This window comes from Mesorhizobium sp. B2-8-9, assembly GCF_006439475.1.
Taxonomy (GTDB): Bacteria; Pseudomonadota; Alphaproteobacteria; order Rhizobiales; family Rhizobiaceae; genus Mesorhizobium.
This window is the reverse complement of sequence record NZ_VFTQ01000016.1, coordinates 43,594-58,036: the sequence shown is the minus strand read 5'-3', so window position 1 is coordinate 58,036 and position 14,443 is coordinate 43,594. Positions and strand designations below refer to the sequence as shown.

The window sequence follows — 14,443 nt, the reverse complement described above, 5'->3', positions numbered from 1 at the left end:
TCAAACCCTAACCTCCTGTGCGGCGAGGAGCGTCGTCCTCGCCTCTTCGGTTTGCGTGACCTCGGCAGCCGGGATGTCGAAGTCGCGGTGGTAGTTGAAGGTGTGGCCGATCGCGGTTGCGATGAGGCAGACGAAGCTCAGCGCCGCCAGCCACCAGATGTACCAGATCAGGCCGAAGCCGAGCGCGACGCTGAACACCGCCAGGACGACGCCAGTGCCGGTGTTGCTCGGCATGTGGATCGGTTTGAACCCGGACAGCGGGCGCCGGTAGCCGGCCTTCTTCATGTCGAACCAGGCGTCGTTGTCGCGAATAACTGGCGTGAAGGCGAAGTTGTAGGCCGGCGGCGGCGAGGAGGTCGACCATTCGAGGGTGCGGCCGTCCCAGGGGTCGCCGGTGTGATCGGCCAGCGCTTCGCGCTTGCGGATGGAGACGAAGATCTGGACCAGGAAGGCGGCGATGCCGCAGGCGATCAGCACCGCGCCGAAAGCGGCGATAACGAACCAGATCTGCAGCGAGGGATCGTCGAAGACGCGCATGCGGCGCGTCACGCCCATCAGGCCGAGGATGTAGAGCGGCATGAAGGCGAACCAGAAGCCGAGCACCCAGCACCAGAACGAGACCTTGCCCCAGAACGGATCGAGCTTAAAGCCGAAGGCCTTGGGCCACCAATAGGCGATGCCGGCGAACAGGCCGAACAGCACGCCGCCGATGATGACGTTGTGGAAATGCGCGATCAGGAACAGGCTGTTGTGCAGCACGAAGTCGGCCGGAGGCACGGCAAGCAGCACGCCGGTCATGCCGCCAACGACGAAGGTGAGCATGAAGGCCACCGTCCACATCATCGGCAATTCGAAGCGGATGCGGCCGCGATACATGGTGAACAGCCAGTTGAATATCTTCGCCCCGGTCGGGATCGAGATGATCATCGTGGTGATGCCGAAGAAGGAATTGACGCTGGCGCCGGAGCCCATGGTGAAGAAGTGGTGCAGCCAGACGAGATAGGACAGGATGGTGATGACTATCGTGGCGTAGACCATCGAGGTGTAGCCGAACAGGCGCTTGCCGGAGAAGGTCGAGGTGACCTCGGAGAAGACGCCGAACAGCGGCAGGATAAGGATGTAGACCTCCGGGTGGCCCCATATCCAGATGAGGTTCACATACATCATCGGATTGCCGCCGAAATCGTTGGTGAAGAAGTTGGTGCCGACATAGCGGTCGAGCGCAAGCAGCGTCAGCACCGCCGTCAGCACCGGGAAGGACGCGACGATCAGCACGTTGGTGCAGAGCGAGGTCCAGGTGAAGACGGGCATGCGCATCATGGTCATGCCTGGGGCGCGCATCTTGATGATGGTGCAGATCAGGTTGATGCCGGACAATGTCGTGCCGACGCCGGCGACCTGCAGCGCCCAGATGTAGTAATCGACGCCGACGTCGGGACTGTAATTGATGCCGGAGAGCGGCGGATAGGCCAGCCAGCCGGTGCGGGCGAACTCGCCGACGAACAGCGAGGCCATGACCAGGATCGCGCCGCCGACCGTCATCCAGAAGCTGAAATTGTTGAGGAAAGGGAACGAGACGTCGCGCGCGCCGATCTGCAGCGGCACGACGAAGTTCATCAGCCCGGTGACGAAAGGCATCGCCACGAAGAAGATCATGATCACGCCATGGGCGGTGAAGATCTGGTCGTAGTGATGAGCGTTGAGGTAACCCTCGGAACCGTTGAAGGCGATGGCCTGCTGCAGGCGCATCATGATGGCGTCGGAGAAGCCGCGCAGCAGCATGACGAGGCCGAGCGCCATGTACATGATGCCGATCTTCTTGTGGTCGACGCTGGTGAACCATTCGCGCCACAGATAACCCCAAAGCTTGAAATAGGTGACCGCGCCGAGCACCGCGAGGCCGCCCAACGCCACGACGATGAAGGTGACGACGACGATCGGCTCGTGCAGCGGCAGCGACTCCAGAGTGAGGCGGCCGAAGATGAATTTGGTCAGCGACTCAGGCATCCGCATCCCTCACAATTCGAAGCGCAGCAGGCCGAGCGACGGGGTCCCGGCATCGGCGCGGCGGCTGCCGGCCCCTGGACTGAGCAGCCCTGCCCCGCGCAGCGGGGAAAGATCGCGCATTGGCCAGTATTTCGCGCCGGCATCGCGGGCCGAGCGCGAGGCGGCGGCTGCTTCCTCCGCCGTGCAGATGCTGGCGACATAGGACGGATCGTTGCCGAACACCGCGCCGCGCCGGGCAAGCTTGTCATATTGCAGCGGCAAGGTGTTGCGCACGCCGGCCAGCCCAAGGCCGCCCTTGGCGTCGATCGACATCATCTCGTTCATGCACATCTTGCCGCGCTCGACGCACAGATTGAGGATCGCGCCATAGAGGTCGGGATCGACGGAGGCATAGTGGCGGACCGGCTCGTTCTCGCTCGGACGCTCGAGCTCGAGATAGGTCTCGCGGCTGAGCGTAGCCTGCGCACCTTTGGTCTGCGTTACCCACTCACCGAACGCCTGATCGGAGAGCCCGTGGAACGCAAAGCGCATGCCGGAGAAGCCGGCGCCGCTGTAGTTGGCCGAAAAGCCGGAATAGGTGCCCGGACGGTTGATGACCGCGTGCAGCTTCGTCTCCATGGCGGGCATGGCGTAGATCTGTCCGGCAAGGGCCGGAATGTAGAAGGAGTTCATCACCGTCGAGGAGGTGATGCGGAAATCGATCGGCTGGTTGACCGGCGCCGCCAGCTCGTTGACGGAGGCAATGCCGTAATCCGGATAGATGAAGAGCCATTTCCAATCCAGCGCGACGACGTCGACCCTGAGCGGCTTGTGGTTCTGGGTGACCGGCTGTCCTGGTTCGATCCGGTCGATGCGCCGGTAGGGATCGAGCAGATGGGAGCCGAGCCAGGTGAGCGCGCCGAGGCAGATGATGACGAGCAGGGGTGCAGCCCAGATCACCAGCTCCAGCTTGGTCGAATGGTCCCAGTCCGGCGTGTAGATCGCCGTGGTGCTGGATTGCCGGTAGCGCCAGGCGAACAGCACGGTCAGCGCCATGACCGGCAGGATGATGATGAGCATCAGCAGGGTCGAGACGACGAGCAGGTCGCGCTGCTGCGCTGCCACGTCGCCCGCGGGCGCCAGCACGACCAGGTCGCAGCCGCTCAGCAGCACGGCGAGCGGAAAAAGAAGCAAGGCTCCGGATCGTCTCATCAAACGCTGCCCTCTATGGCCCTGCAGCAGGATCTCTGCAGGTTGCGATGCGATATGGACCAACGGCTACTGCCGCAGGCACAGCGACGACATTGGACAATTTGTCCAATGCCCAGCCGGTATGGCTTTCGCGAAAGTGTGCACGCATAATTGGATGACGACAACATAGCGTCGGGACGACGACAATCGCGTTCCGAAGTTGAGTTTGGTGACGACGGAAACGATGGCTGAAACTTCGACTTCCGAAACGGACAGCAGGCTGATCGGCTCGCATCACGGCCAGGTCAGCGCTGGCGATATCGCGGTCGGCGTGATCATCGGCAGGACGTCGGAATTCTTCGATTTCTTCGTCTATGCGATCGCTTCCGTGATCGTGTTCCCCAAGCTTGTGTTCCCAACCCACGACCCGCTGGTCGGAACGCTCTACTCCTTCGCCATCTTCGCGCTGGCCTTCATCGCGCGCCCGTTCGGCACCGTGCTGTTCATGGCGATCGACCGCGCCTATGGCCGCGGCGCCAAGCTGACGATCGCGCTGTTCCTGCTCGGCACCTCGACGGTCGCCATGGCGTTCCTGCCCTCCTATGAGGACGTCGGCACGGTCGCCGCCTGGCTGCTGTCGCTCACCCGCTTCCTGCAGGGCTTGGCGCTCGGCGGGACATGGGACGGATTGCCCTCCCTCCTGGCGCTGAATGCGCCGCAGAACCGGCGCGGCATCTATGCGATGATCCCGCAGCTCGGCGCGCCGATCGGGCTCATCGTGGCAAGCTCGCTATTTGCCTTCTTTGTCGCCAACCTCTCGGCCGACGACTTCTTCGCCTGGGGCTGGCGTTATCCCTTCTTCGTCGCCTTCGCCATCAACGTCGTGGCGCTGTTTGCCAGGCTGCGCATCGTGGTCACGCCCGAATTCTCAAAACTCTACGAGAGCGGCGACCTGCAGCCGACGCGCATCAGGGAGATGGTCCGGACGGAAGGACGCAACGTCGTCGTCGGCGCCTTCGCGCCGCTGGCGAGCTTCGCCCTGTTCCATATGGTGACGGTGTTCCCGCTGTCCTGGGTGTTCCTGTTCACCAATGAGGGTCCGGAACGTTTCCTGGTCATCGAAGTGGTGAGCGCGCTGTTTGGCATCGCGGCGATCGTTGCATCGGGTCCGCTGGCCGACCGTGTCGGACGCCGCGCCCTGCTCGGCGGCGGCGCCGTCGCCATCGCAGCCTTCAGCGGCTTTGCCCCACAACTTCTCAACGGCGGCACCGTCGGCGAGACGGTGTTCATGGTGCTCGGCTTCATCCTGCTGGGCTTGAGCTTCGGGCAATCCTCAGGCGTCGTCGCATCGAGCTTCTCGCGCCAGCACCGCTATACCGGCTCGGCGGTGACATCGGACCTGGCCTGGATGTTCGGCGCCGGCTTCGCGCCGCTCGCGGCGCTGCTCCTGGCCGGCAATTTCGGCCTCATCGCCGCCGGCGCCTATCTGCTTTCGGGCGCCGCCTGCACGCTGATCGCGCTTTGGATCGACAGGCAGGCACGCCGGGCCGACTGAACGAGCGGCGAGCTCGGATAGTCGCCGCTCTATCCCTTTGTTTTTGACGCAGTTCCAGACGGAAGGTTACGGCGAAGGCGCCGAACTCTGCCCACACTTTTCCTCGAATTGCTCTGACCTGCAATCATACCTGGTAGAAATCCCGATACCATTGCACGAAGCGCGGAACGCCGATCTCGATCGGGATCCTGGGCTTGAAGCCGATCACCGCCTCGAGTGAGGCGACGTCGGCATAGGTCGCAGGCACATCGCCCGGCTGCAGCGGCATCAGGTTGCGGATTGCCTTGCGCCCGAGAGCGTCTTCCAGAACGTCGATCAGCCGGCTGAGCTCGACAGGCGAGCTGTCGCCGATGTTATGGATCCTGAATGGCGCGGTGCTCGTCGCGGGGTCCGGTGCAGCGCTTGTCCAATCGGGATTGGGCGTCGCGGGATGCTGCATGACGCGGGCCACTGCCTCGACGATGTCGTCGATGTAGGTGAAATCCCGCTGCATGTTGCCATGGTTGAAGACATCGATCGGCTGACCGGCGAGGATGGCCTTGGTGAAAATGAACAAGGCCATGTCGGGCCGTCCCCACGGACCGTAGACGGTGAAGAAGCGCAGGCCCGTCGTCGGCAGCCCGAACAGATGGCTATAGGTGTGGGCCATCAGCTCGTTTGCCTTCTTGCTGGCGGCATAGAGGCTGAGGGGATGGTCGGCGGAATCATGCACGGAGAACGGCATGCGCGTGCTGCCGCCATAGATCGAGCTTGACGATGCATAGACGAGATGGCCGACCGAGGCCTGCCGGCACCCTTCCAGGATGTTGAGGAAGCCGTTTAGATTGCTTTGCGCATAGACATGCGGATTGACCAGCGAGTAGCGGACGCCCGCCTGCGCGGCGAGGTTGACGACGATCTGCGGCGCGACCGACGCAAAGACCCCCGAGATGCCATCGCGGTCGGCGAGATCGACATGCTCGAAATGAAAGTTTGGGAAAGCCTTCAGCCGCTCGAGCCGCGCCTGCTTCAAGGTGACGTCGTAATACTCGTTCATGGAATCGAGGCCGACAACCTGCCGGCCTTCGGCAAGCAGCCTCTGGCAAAGGTGAAAACCTATGAAGCCGGCTGCGCCGGTGATCAGGATCGGCCTGCTCGACGTCAATGCATACCCCTAACGCTGCAGTCAGACCTTGCAGGCCATCGAGAACTTGCGCCTTTTATGGCAGGGCTGCAATGAATTCAACGATACGCTTTCTCTTGCCGTCGTCGCCGGCGTGAGGCCAGCGGCAAGATCGGCCGCCAGCCGGATGTCCGCGTTGCCAGAGCGCACGCAGCCGCCGCCGGGGTCCGACAGCGGGAAAGCGATCTCAAGCCAACGCTGATATGCGAGCGTGATCAGCGGTCGGGCACTTCCATGCGGAATACGATTGCGCGTACACCCAGGATCGGGAATTTGGTTTTCTTGGTGATCCCTGTTCCTTGGGGCAAACTGCTGGCGGGCTGTCAGGAGGAGAAATGAGAGCACGCGCGGCGACGGTCGGAGACCTGGAAGATGTTTTCCGCGGCCTGTCCAAGCGAATGTCGGACGAATATGTGGCGGCCGGCAAGGACAGCAAAAGCGCCTATGACAATTTGATGATGAACCTGAAGGAAGGCCGGGCGCATGCGCTCGTGCAGGACGACAGGACGGTGGCGATCATCGCCTGGCATGAGCACGCGGACGCCGCCGACACGCTCTTTGCCGCGCGGGAGGACTTCTTCAACGCCACGACGGTCCGCTTCTGCAAGCGCCACATCCGCCATGTCCAGGCGCTGGCCGGCAACCTTCCCGTCCATTCGCGCAGCTGGCTGCACAGGCCCGACGTCGCGAAATGGTTCCGCGTGATCGGCTATGTCGACCGAGGGCGCGAGAACGGCGCCACCTTGTTCGAGCTGCCGTCGGCCGCCAATAGCTGACGGAAGCGAGGGCGATCCGTTACGGCGCCCCGAAAACGGGCGCTTGCGCGAAAATCCGATTGGAAAGATTGTACGCTCAGGCACCGGGCAACCCGGCACGCCGGATGGGGTATGGCTGCTGGAAATCGGGATGTTGCGCGTCTGCCTGGCCTTTGTCGCCATCGCTGCCCTGACGAGACCGTCAGGGGCGGAGCCGCGCGTGTCCCATCTTTTCGACCGACCCGGCCTCGCGGCGGCCTATTCGGGCCAATCCGATCTTATCACCGCATACACGACCGGCATGGCGCGTTACCGGCTTCAATATTCGGGCCCCGCGGCCCAAACCGGTTTAGCCGCGCCGCTCGAGCCTCGGCTGCTGCGGCCGGAATTCCAGCAGCGGACATGGCGTTCCTCGGATGGCAGCCTGCTGCAGGGCTTTGCCGGCAAGGGCGGTTTCCGGCTGACCACAGGCAACTGCGTGGCCCGCATCTGCATGGCCATCGAATGCAGCGACGCCGGCTGGCCGCTCTATGCCTGCAGCGACGGGCGCAAGCGCAAGATGTCGGTCAGCAACTTCGTGACGGCAACATTCGACGGCGTCTCCTATCGGCGGCTGAGCGCGCCGCAGGAGTGAAATTGGCGATCTGAACCGGGTAACACAGCCGCTTGCGCCCATCTCGCCAGGCGTGGCATCAGTTGCGCGTTTTTGAGACGTTCGAAGACAGAGATAGTGGCACGCCAACCCGACAGACGATCCATCGTCGCCAAAGTCAGTCTCGCCCGAGCGCTCTCCAAGCTTGGCTTCTGCTCGCGCACGCAGGCCGAGCGTCTCGTCGTCGAGGGCCGCGTGCAGGTCAACGGAAAGACAGTGCGCGATGCCTTGCTGCGCATCGATCCCGACCGCGACCGCATCACCGTCGACGGCGAGCGCGTCATTGCCGAGCGCAAGGTCTATCTGATGCTCAACAAACCGCGCGGGCTGGTCACCACCCGCGACGATCCGGAGGGCCGCGGAACCGTCTATGACTGCCTGGGAGGGCTTGACCTGCCGTTCGTGTCGCCCGTGGGCCGCCTCGACAAGGCGAGCGAAGGGCTGCTTTTGCTGAGCAACGACACGCGCTGGGCGAACGGCCTGCTCGACCCCGTCTCGCATGTCGCCAAGACCTATCACGTGCAGATCGCGGCCGCGCCCGACAAAGAAATGCTGGAGCGTTTTCGTCAGGGCGCCGTCGTCGACGGCGAGTTGCTCGCCGCAAGCTCGATCGCGCTGTTGCGCAGCGGCGGGCGGACAGCCTGGCTGGAGATCGTGCTTGACGAGGGACGCAACCGGCACATCCGCAGGCTACTCGCCGCTTTCGACATTGAGGTGCTGAGGCTGGTCAGGGTGGCGATCGGGCGGCTGCAGCTTGGCGAACTGGCCAAGGGCAAGGCTCGGCATTTGACGGCCGAGGAGCTGGCGATGGTCAGAGTCTAGCGAAACGCCTCAGCTTCGTCATCCACGGGCGGAGCGGGAGCGAAGCGGACGCGCAGACCCGAGGATCCATTCCGTGACCTGGCGCAAAGGGTAAAGGCGGCGCAAGACAGGGGTCGCTCTGCACCGCGGCAACGCTCATTGGTAACGGAATGATTCTAGGGTCTGCGCCGCGTCGCTTCGCTCCTTGCTCCGCCCTAAATGACGAGGGCTGAAGGGTTTCGCCTAATCTCCAGAGACGCCTGAGCTGCTATCGAGCTGCGGCTACTTCTGGTTCCACCGCCGGATGACCGGCTCGGTCAGATCGTGCTCATAGCCCAGGATGCTGAGGCTGGCGGTATCGAGCACGAAGTGCTCGCCGCCTTCCGGCGGCAGGCCGACCCAGCGTGCTGCCAAGACACGCAGGAAATGCGAGCTGGAGAAGATGAGCACATTGCCGGCAACCGCTCGCAGCCCGGCGATGATGGCGTCCGCGCGGGCACCGACATCGGCCGCCGTCTCGCCGCCCGGACAGCCGTCGCGAAACAATTGCCAGCCGGGTCGCTTGGACAGGATCTCCTTGGTCGTCACGCCTTCATAAGCGCCGTAGTCCCATTCCTGCAGGTCGGATTTCTTGACCGCGCGCTCGCCGAAGCCAGCGAGCCGGCAGGTGTCGAAAGCGCGTTGCGAGGGGCTCGACCAGACCGCCTGGAACGTCGGGCCCTTGAGCCGATAGGCGACGCCGCGCGCGGCCTCTTCGCCTTTCGCCGTCAGCGGGATATCGGTGCGCCCGGTGTGCCTGCCCGATGCGCTCCACTCCGTCTCGCCATGGCGAACGACATAGATCTCGGGAAACGCACTGCTCATCGACCGCCCTTGAATGCAACGGGAATGCACCGGCAGGAGTGCCGCGCCGCGCCACCCTATGCGGCAGCCGACAAAAAGAACAGGCCGCGGCGATCGCCGCGGCCTGTTCGGCATCGGGAGGATGCTGGTTGGCTAGGCAGGCTGCAGGCCGCCCGAGAGCGCAAGGTCTGCCTCCTCCGGCAACTGGCCGGCCATGGCGGCGGCGAATTGCTTCTGGTCGAGCTCGCCTTCCCAGCGGGCCACGACGATGGTCGCGACCGCGTTGCCGACAAAGTTGGTGAGCGCGCGGCATTCCGACATGAAGCGGTCGACGCCGAGGATCAACGCCATGCCGGCGACCGGCACCGAGGGCACGACCGAGAGCGTGGCGGCCAGCGTGATGAAGCCGGCGCCGGTGATGCCGGCCGCGCCCTTCGAGCTCAGCATCGCGACGAGCAAAAGCAGGATCTGGTCGCCGAAGGTGAGCGGCGTGTCGGTCGCCTGGGCGATGAACAGCGCGGCAAGCGTCATATAGATATTGGTGCCGTCAAGGTTGAAGGAATAGCCTGTCGGGATGACAAGACCGACCACCGAGCGGTTGCAGCCGGCGCGCTCCATCTTGGCCATCAGGCCGGGAAGTGCCGCTTCCGACGACGAGGTGCCGAGCACCAGGAGCAGCTCTTCCTTGATGTAGCGGATCAGCGCCAGGATGGAAAAGCCGTTGTACCATGCGACGGCACCCAGCACTACGAGCACGAAGAGCAGCGACGTCAGATAGAAGGTGCCGATCAGGAAGGCGAGGTTGGCGATCGCGCCTATGCCGTATTTGCCCACGGTGAAGGCCATGGCGCCGAAGGCGCCGATGGGAGCGGCCTTCATCAAGATGGCGACGAGGCGGAAGACCGGCGCGGTCAACGCCTGGAGGAAATCGACGACCGGGCGGCCGCGTTCGCCGACCAGCGCCAGGGCGATGCCGAACAGCACCGAGAAGAACAGCACCTGCAGGATGTCGCCCTGCGCAAAGGCGCCGGTGATGGTGTCGGGGATGATGTTCATCAGGAAGCCGACAATGGTCGTGTCATGCGCCTTCTCGGTGAAGGTCGAGACCTTCGAGGCGTCGAGCGTGGCCGGATTGATGTGCATGCCGGCGCCGGGTTGGACGACGTTGGAGACGACGAGGCCGACGACGAGCGCCAGAGTCGAGAAGACGAGGAAATAGATCATCGCCTTGCCGGCGACGCGACCGACCTTGTGCAGGTCGGAAACGCCGGCGATGCCGGTCGCCACGGTGAGGAAGATCACCGGCGCGATGACCATCTTGACCAGCTTGATGAAGGCGTCGCCGAGCGGCTTCAGCGAAGCGCCCAGGTCGGGATAGAAATGGCCAAGCAGGATGCCGGCGGCGATCGCCACCAGGACCTGGACATAGAGATGCCGGTAAAAGGGAACCTTGCCGCGCGGTTCGGCGGCAGCGATTGCTGTCTGCATGATATCCTCCGTTCGGCCCCCCATCGAAACGTTCGACCTCCCAGGGAGCTGTTGACCTCCACAGCCTCGCGGCTGCTGCGGAAGCATCTGCAACGCGCGTGCCAGATGGTGCCGGGTGTCTCTCTTTGTTGATTTTGTTTGATTTTTCGATTCTGTGACAGCGCCTTTGGAGAAGGCTCGTGCGGTTATCCGCATAGATCGATTTGCGCTTTGTGCGAAATCATGCACAGATGCGGCATGCTGCAACGCCCTGCCGCTGTTCTTGCTGCCACGCCCGAACTGCTTGCCGGGCGGGCGCGTCGCGCCTGGCTGCTGTTCGCGGCGGTGGCGCTGCTGATCGTGCTCGCGGCGCTTTACGGCGCCGGCCTCTACGGCCGTTCGACCGAGATCGGGGCTTTAGCCACGCAAGGGCGCACCGACGCCAACCTCAAGGTCGCGTTGTTGCGCGCTGTATTGGAAAATCCGCGCGCGCTGCCGCTGCTTCTGTCGGAGGACCAGCAGGTGCATGACGCGCTGACGCAACGCAGCCCTGCCGCGATCGATGTGCTCAACCGCAAGCTCGAAGGGCTGGTGTCCGGCACCAAGGCCTCGGTGCTCTATGTCACCGGCACGGACGGCTTGGCGATCGCTTCCAGCAATTGGCGCGAGCCGGTGAGCTTCGTCGGCAATGACTATGGTTTTCGGGCCTATTTCTCGGGCGCTATGGAAACCGGCACGGCTGAGTATTTCGCGCTCGGCAACGTCAGCAAACGTCCGGGTCTCTACATCTCGCGCCGTGTCGACGGCGCTTCGGGGCCGCTCGGCGTCGTCGTGGTCAAGATGGAGTTCGACCAACTCGAGGCCGACTGGCACGAGGCCAACCGCCCGGCCTATGTCAGCGACGAACATGGCGTGGTGCTGATCACCAGTGTACCCTCCTGGCGCTTCCTGACGACAGAGCCGCTCAGCCGGCCGATGCTCGCCGGTATCCGCGCCAGCCAGCAATTCGGCGATGCGCCGCTGGTGCCGTTGCCGGTCACAAATCCACAACCGCTCAGCTCCGACGTCGCCCTGGTCCATGCCATCACGCCCGGGGGCAGCGACGCCGAGTATCTGCGGCTGTCGACCGCGGTGCCGTCGACGCCGTGGCGGCTCGACTATCTCGTTCCGGCCGAAGCGCCGATAGCGGCGGCGCAGCGCGAGATGCGGCTGCTGACACTGGGCGTTCTTGTCCCGCTCCTCGCATTAGCCGCCTATCTGTTGTGGCGCAGGCAGTCCGCGCAGATGCGGATCGCCGCCGAGCAGGCCGCGCGGGCCGAGCTCGAGCGCCGCGTCGTCGAGCGCACGCAGGACCTCAGCCTGGCGCGCGACCGGCTGCAGGCGGAGATCACCGACCATCGCAGCACCGAGGCCAAGCTGCAGGTCATGCAGCAGGAGCTGGTGCAGGCCAACCGGCTTGCCACGCTTGGCCAGGTCGCTGCCGGCGTCGCGCATGAAATCAACCAGCCGGTGGCGACGATCCGCGCCTATGCCGACAATGCGCGCGTCTTCCTGGAGCGCAAGCAGAGCGCCTCGGCTGAAGAGAACCTTGGCGCCATCGCGGCGCTGACCGAGCGCATCGGCTCGATCACAGAAGAGCTGAAAGCCTTTGCCCGCAAGGGCCGCACCGCCGCCGAACCGGTTGAGCTGCGCAGCGTGATCGAAGGCGCCGTGGTGCTGCTCAGGAGCCGCTTCGCCGGCCGGCTGGACGCGCTGGCGATCACGCTGCCGCCGCCGGCGCTGAAGGTGATGGGCAACCGGTTGCGGCTGGAGCAGGTGCTGATCAACCTGTTCCAGAACGCGCTGGAGGCGCTCGATGGCCGTGATGGCGCGCGGGTCGAAGTCTCCGCCACCGAAACCGCCGAACACGTGGCGCTGGTCGTGTCCGACAACGGGCCGGGAATCCCGCCCGCGATCCTGAAATCCCTGTTCACGCCCTTCAACACCTCGAAGGAAAGGGGCCTCGGGCTCGGCCTCGTTATCTCCAAGGACATCGTCGCCGACTATGGCGGACGCATCGAGGTTTCGAGCAGCGGCCAAGGCACACGCTTCACCATCCATTTGTCGAAAGCCGGCGCGGCATGACTAGGCACGACCCAGCACCGGTGATCCTGATCGACGACGACAGCGATCTGCTCAAGGCGACAAGACAGACGCTGGAGCTTGCCGGCTTTGCGGTGTCGGCCTACTCGGTGGCGAAGAAAGCGCTGGCAGCGCTCGACAGGAATTTCGCCGGCGTGGTGGTGTCGGATATCCGCATGCCGGAGATCGACGGGCTGCAGCTTTTCGACCGCGTGCTGCGGCTCGACCCCGATATCCCTGTCATCCTGGTCACCGGTCACGGCGACATCGCCATGGCCGTCAAGGCGATCAAGGACGGCGCCTACGACTTCATCACCAAGCCTTTTGCCGCCGACCGGCTGGCGCAGAGCGTTGCGCGCGCGGCGGAAAAACGCCGGCTGGTGATGGAGAACCGCGCCCTGCGCGAGGCGGCCGAGCAGGCGCAGGAGGGATTGCCGCTGATCGGCCAGACGCCAGCCATGGAGCGGCTGCGCCGGACGCTGCGGCAGATCGCCGACACCGATGTCGATGTTCTGGTGACCGGCGAGACCGGCTCCGGCAAGGAAGTGGTGGCGAGCCTGCTGCACCGCTGGAGCCGCCGCGCCAAGGGAAATTTCGTCGCGCTCAACTGCGGCACGCTACCGGAGACGGTGATCGAGAGCGAATTGTTCGGCCATGAGGCCGGCGCCTTCACCGGTGCGCAGAAGAAGCGCGTCGGCCGCATCGAGCATTCAAGCGGCGGCACGCTGTTTCTCGACGAGATCGAAAGCATGCCGGCCTCGACACAGGTGCAGATGCTGCGCGTCTTGGAAATGCGCGAGGTGACGCCGCTCGGCACCAATGAGGTGCGGCCGGTCGACCTGAGGGTGGTCGCGGCAGCCAAGGTCGATCTCGGCGATGCCAGCCAGCGCGGCGCTTTCCGCGAGGATCTCTATTACCGGCTCAATGTGGTCACGCTGTCGATCCCGCCGCTGCGCGAGCGAAGGGACGACGTGCCGTTGTTGTTCGGATACTTCGCCGAGCGGGCGGCGGCCCGCTTCAGGCGCGCCGTGCCGGCAATCTCCGCCTCGGTCCGGCGCCATCTCAGCGACCATGACTGGCCGGGCAATGTGCGCGAGCTCGCTCATTTCGCCGAACGTTTCGTGCTCGGGCTCGAGGACGTTGCCCGATCGCCTTCTCCGGCGGCAACGGAACGCGACACCTCCGTGTCCTTGCCGGAACGGCTTGATCGCTACGAGGCCGAGATCATACGCGAGACACTTGGCCGCAATGACGGCGACGTCCGGCGCACCATCGAGGCGCTCGGCATCCCGCGCAAGACCTTCTACGACAAGCTGCAGCGGCACGGCATCGTGCGCAGTGATTTTTCCAGGTAGATCAGGGAGCTGATATCGTCGGAAAACCCCTTCGCATCTTTCGGCATCATGCTGTGGGAACCGCAACGCCGCTGCGCCGTTGAAACCGACCGGGAAACCGTGGCACGTCGGCATCAGCCGGGCAGCGAATGCATCGCCGTGGCGGTTTTGCCGGGTTGCGCTCGGCAGGCGTTGATGGTTTGTTGCCGCCCAGCGGAGAACGAATGATGCGCGAATCCCTCGGCCAAGACGAATATGGCTCGACCAGTCCCTTCGACCCTGACGACCTGCCCAATCTCAATGCGATGGGGCCGGCTATGGGTGGCGGCAATGATTTCGAGAAATACGCGGTCGCCGTCATCATCGTCTTCGGCGCGCTGATCATCGGCGGCCTGATGGCTGCGTCCATGTCCTTCGGCCACCGCAACGGCTTCCTGTTCGCGCTTGGCGGCGCCACGGCGGCCTGGATCTCGGGCAATGCGCTGCTGCTCGACCGGCCGCGCATCTATGCCCTCTTCGTCGCCATCGCCGCCGTGATGCTGATCGCCTCGACCATCACGCTGGTGACCTGATCAA

12 protein-coding genes are annotated in these 14,443 nt (G+C 64.3%); 7 read left to right on the top strand and 5 right to left on the bottom strand.

The window, feature by feature from the left end; genetic code table 11:
- The gene (cyoB, locus tag FJ423_RS19520; RefSeq protein ID WP_140844041.1) at positions 1-2,007 is read right to left on the bottom strand and encodes a cytochrome o ubiquinol oxidase subunit I; all 2,007 of its coding nucleotides are present in this window, start codon (positions 2,005-2,007) and stop codon (positions 1-3) included.
- A gap of 9 nt (positions 2,008-2,016) precedes the next feature.
- Positions 2,017-3,198, bottom strand: a complete 1,182-nt coding sequence (cyoA, locus tag FJ423_RS19515) for a ubiquinol oxidase subunit II (RefSeq protein ID WP_140844039.1) — start codon at positions 3,196-3,198, stop codon at positions 2,017-2,019.
- A gap of 223 nt (positions 3,199-3,421) precedes the next feature.
- Between cyoA and FJ423_RS19510 the strand changes: the two genes are divergently transcribed.
- Complete coding sequence (locus FJ423_RS19510) at positions 3,422-4,732, top strand: MFS transporter (RefSeq protein ID WP_095765857.1); 1,311 nt, start codon at positions 3,422-3,424, stop codon at positions 4,730-4,732.
- Between the two features lie 124 nt (positions 4,733-4,856).
- On the opposite strand, the gene FJ423_RS19505 is transcribed toward FJ423_RS19510, so the two are convergent.
- Positions 4,857-5,876 carry an NAD-dependent epimerase gene (locus FJ423_RS19505; RefSeq protein WP_140844037.1) on the bottom strand — a complete coding sequence of 340 codons (1,020 nt, stop codon included), beginning with the start codon at positions 5,874-5,876 and terminating at the stop codon, positions 4,857-4,859.
- A 353-nt stretch (positions 5,877-6,229) separates the two neighbouring features.
- On the opposite strand from FJ423_RS19505, the gene FJ423_RS19500 reads away from it, so the two are divergent.
- From FJ423_RS19500 to FJ423_RS19490, 3 genes are all read left to right on the top strand, one after another.
- Positions 6,230-6,670 (top strand): hypothetical protein, encoded by a 441-nt coding sequence (locus FJ423_RS19500; RefSeq protein ID WP_140844035.1) that lies wholly within the window; start codon positions 6,230-6,232, stop codon positions 6,668-6,670.
- 199 nt (positions 6,671-6,869) lie between these two features.
- The gene (locus FJ423_RS19495) at positions 6,870-7,283 is read left to right on the top strand and encodes a hypothetical protein (protein WP_181174842.1); all 414 of its coding nucleotides are present in this window, start codon (positions 6,870-6,872) and stop codon (positions 7,281-7,283) included.
- Between the two features lie 96 nt (positions 7,284-7,379).
- Positions 7,380-8,123: a pseudouridine synthase gene (locus FJ423_RS19490; protein ID WP_224711996.1), complete on the top strand. Its 744-nt coding sequence runs from the start codon at positions 7,380-7,382 to the stop codon at positions 8,121-8,123.
- Between the two features lie 261 nt (positions 8,124-8,384).
- Here the strand turns inward: FJ423_RS19490 and FJ423_RS19485 are convergent, their stop codons facing one another.
- Entirely contained in the window at positions 8,385-8,966 is a 582-nt protein-coding gene (locus FJ423_RS19485; RefSeq protein ID WP_140844033.1) for a histidine phosphatase family protein, read from the bottom strand.
- Positions 8,967-9,098: 132 nt separating this feature from the next.
- On the bottom strand, positions 9,099-10,433 hold the full coding sequence (locus FJ423_RS19480; protein ID WP_140844031.1) for a dicarboxylate/amino acid:cation symporter: 1,335 nt from the start codon (positions 10,431-10,433) through the stop codon (positions 9,099-9,101).
- A gap of 237 nt (positions 10,434-10,670) precedes the next feature.
- Between FJ423_RS19480 and FJ423_RS19475 the strand changes: the two genes are divergently transcribed.
- The 3 genes from FJ423_RS19475 (at position 10,671) to FJ423_RS19465 (ending at position 14,439) form a co-directional block, all read left to right on the top strand.
- Complete coding sequence (locus tag FJ423_RS19475; RefSeq protein WP_140844029.1) at positions 10,671-12,536, top strand: sensor histidine kinase; 1,866 nt, start codon at positions 10,671-10,673, stop codon at positions 12,534-12,536.
- Positions 12,533-13,888: a sigma-54 dependent transcriptional regulator gene (locus tag FJ423_RS19470; RefSeq protein ID WP_140844027.1), complete on the top strand. Its 1,356-nt coding sequence runs from the start codon at positions 12,533-12,535 to the stop codon at positions 13,886-13,888. The genes FJ423_RS19475 and FJ423_RS19470 overlap by 4 nt, the downstream gene beginning before the upstream one ends.
- A gap of 203 nt (positions 13,889-14,091) precedes the next feature.
- Positions 14,092-14,439, top strand: coding sequence for a hypothetical protein (locus FJ423_RS19465; RefSeq protein ID WP_224608676.1), 348 nt, complete (start codon positions 14,092-14,094; stop codon positions 14,437-14,439).
- The last annotated feature ends 4 nt before the right edge of the window (positions 14,440-14,443 follow it).

Bases quoted from the DNA above. Each gene is read 5' to 3' on its own strand.
- cyoB (WP_140844041.1), bottom strand. From the start codon at position 2,007: ATGCCTGAGTCGCTGACCAAATTCATCTTCGGCCGCCTCACTCTGGAG.
- cyoA (WP_140844039.1), bottom strand. From the start codon at position 3,198: ATGAGACGATCCGGAGCCTTGCTTCTTTTTCCGCTCGCCGTGCTGCTG.
- FJ423_RS19510 (WP_095765857.1), top strand. From the start codon at position 3,422: ATGGCTGAAACTTCGACTTCCGAAACGGACAGCAGGCTGATCGGCTCG.
- FJ423_RS19500 (WP_140844035.1), top strand. From the start codon at position 6,230: ATGAGAGCACGCGCGGCGACGGTCGGAGACCTGGAAGATGTTTTCCGC.
- FJ423_RS19485 (WP_140844033.1), bottom strand. From the start codon at position 8,966: ATGAGCAGTGCGTTTCCCGAGATCTATGTCGTTCGCCATGGCGAGACG.
- FJ423_RS19480 (WP_140844031.1), bottom strand. From the start codon at position 10,433: ATGCAGACAGCAATCGCTGCCGCCGAACCGCGCGGCAAGGTTCCCTTT.
- FJ423_RS19475 (WP_140844029.1), top strand. From the start codon at position 10,671: ATGCTGCAACGCCCTGCCGCTGTTCTTGCTGCCACGCCCGAACTGCTT.
- FJ423_RS19470 (WP_140844027.1), top strand. From the start codon at position 12,533: ATGACTAGGCACGACCCAGCACCGGTGATCCTGATCGACGACGACAGC.
- FJ423_RS19465 (WP_224608676.1), top strand. From the start codon at position 14,092: ATGATGCGCGAATCCCTCGGCCAAGACGAATATGGCTCGACCAGTCCC.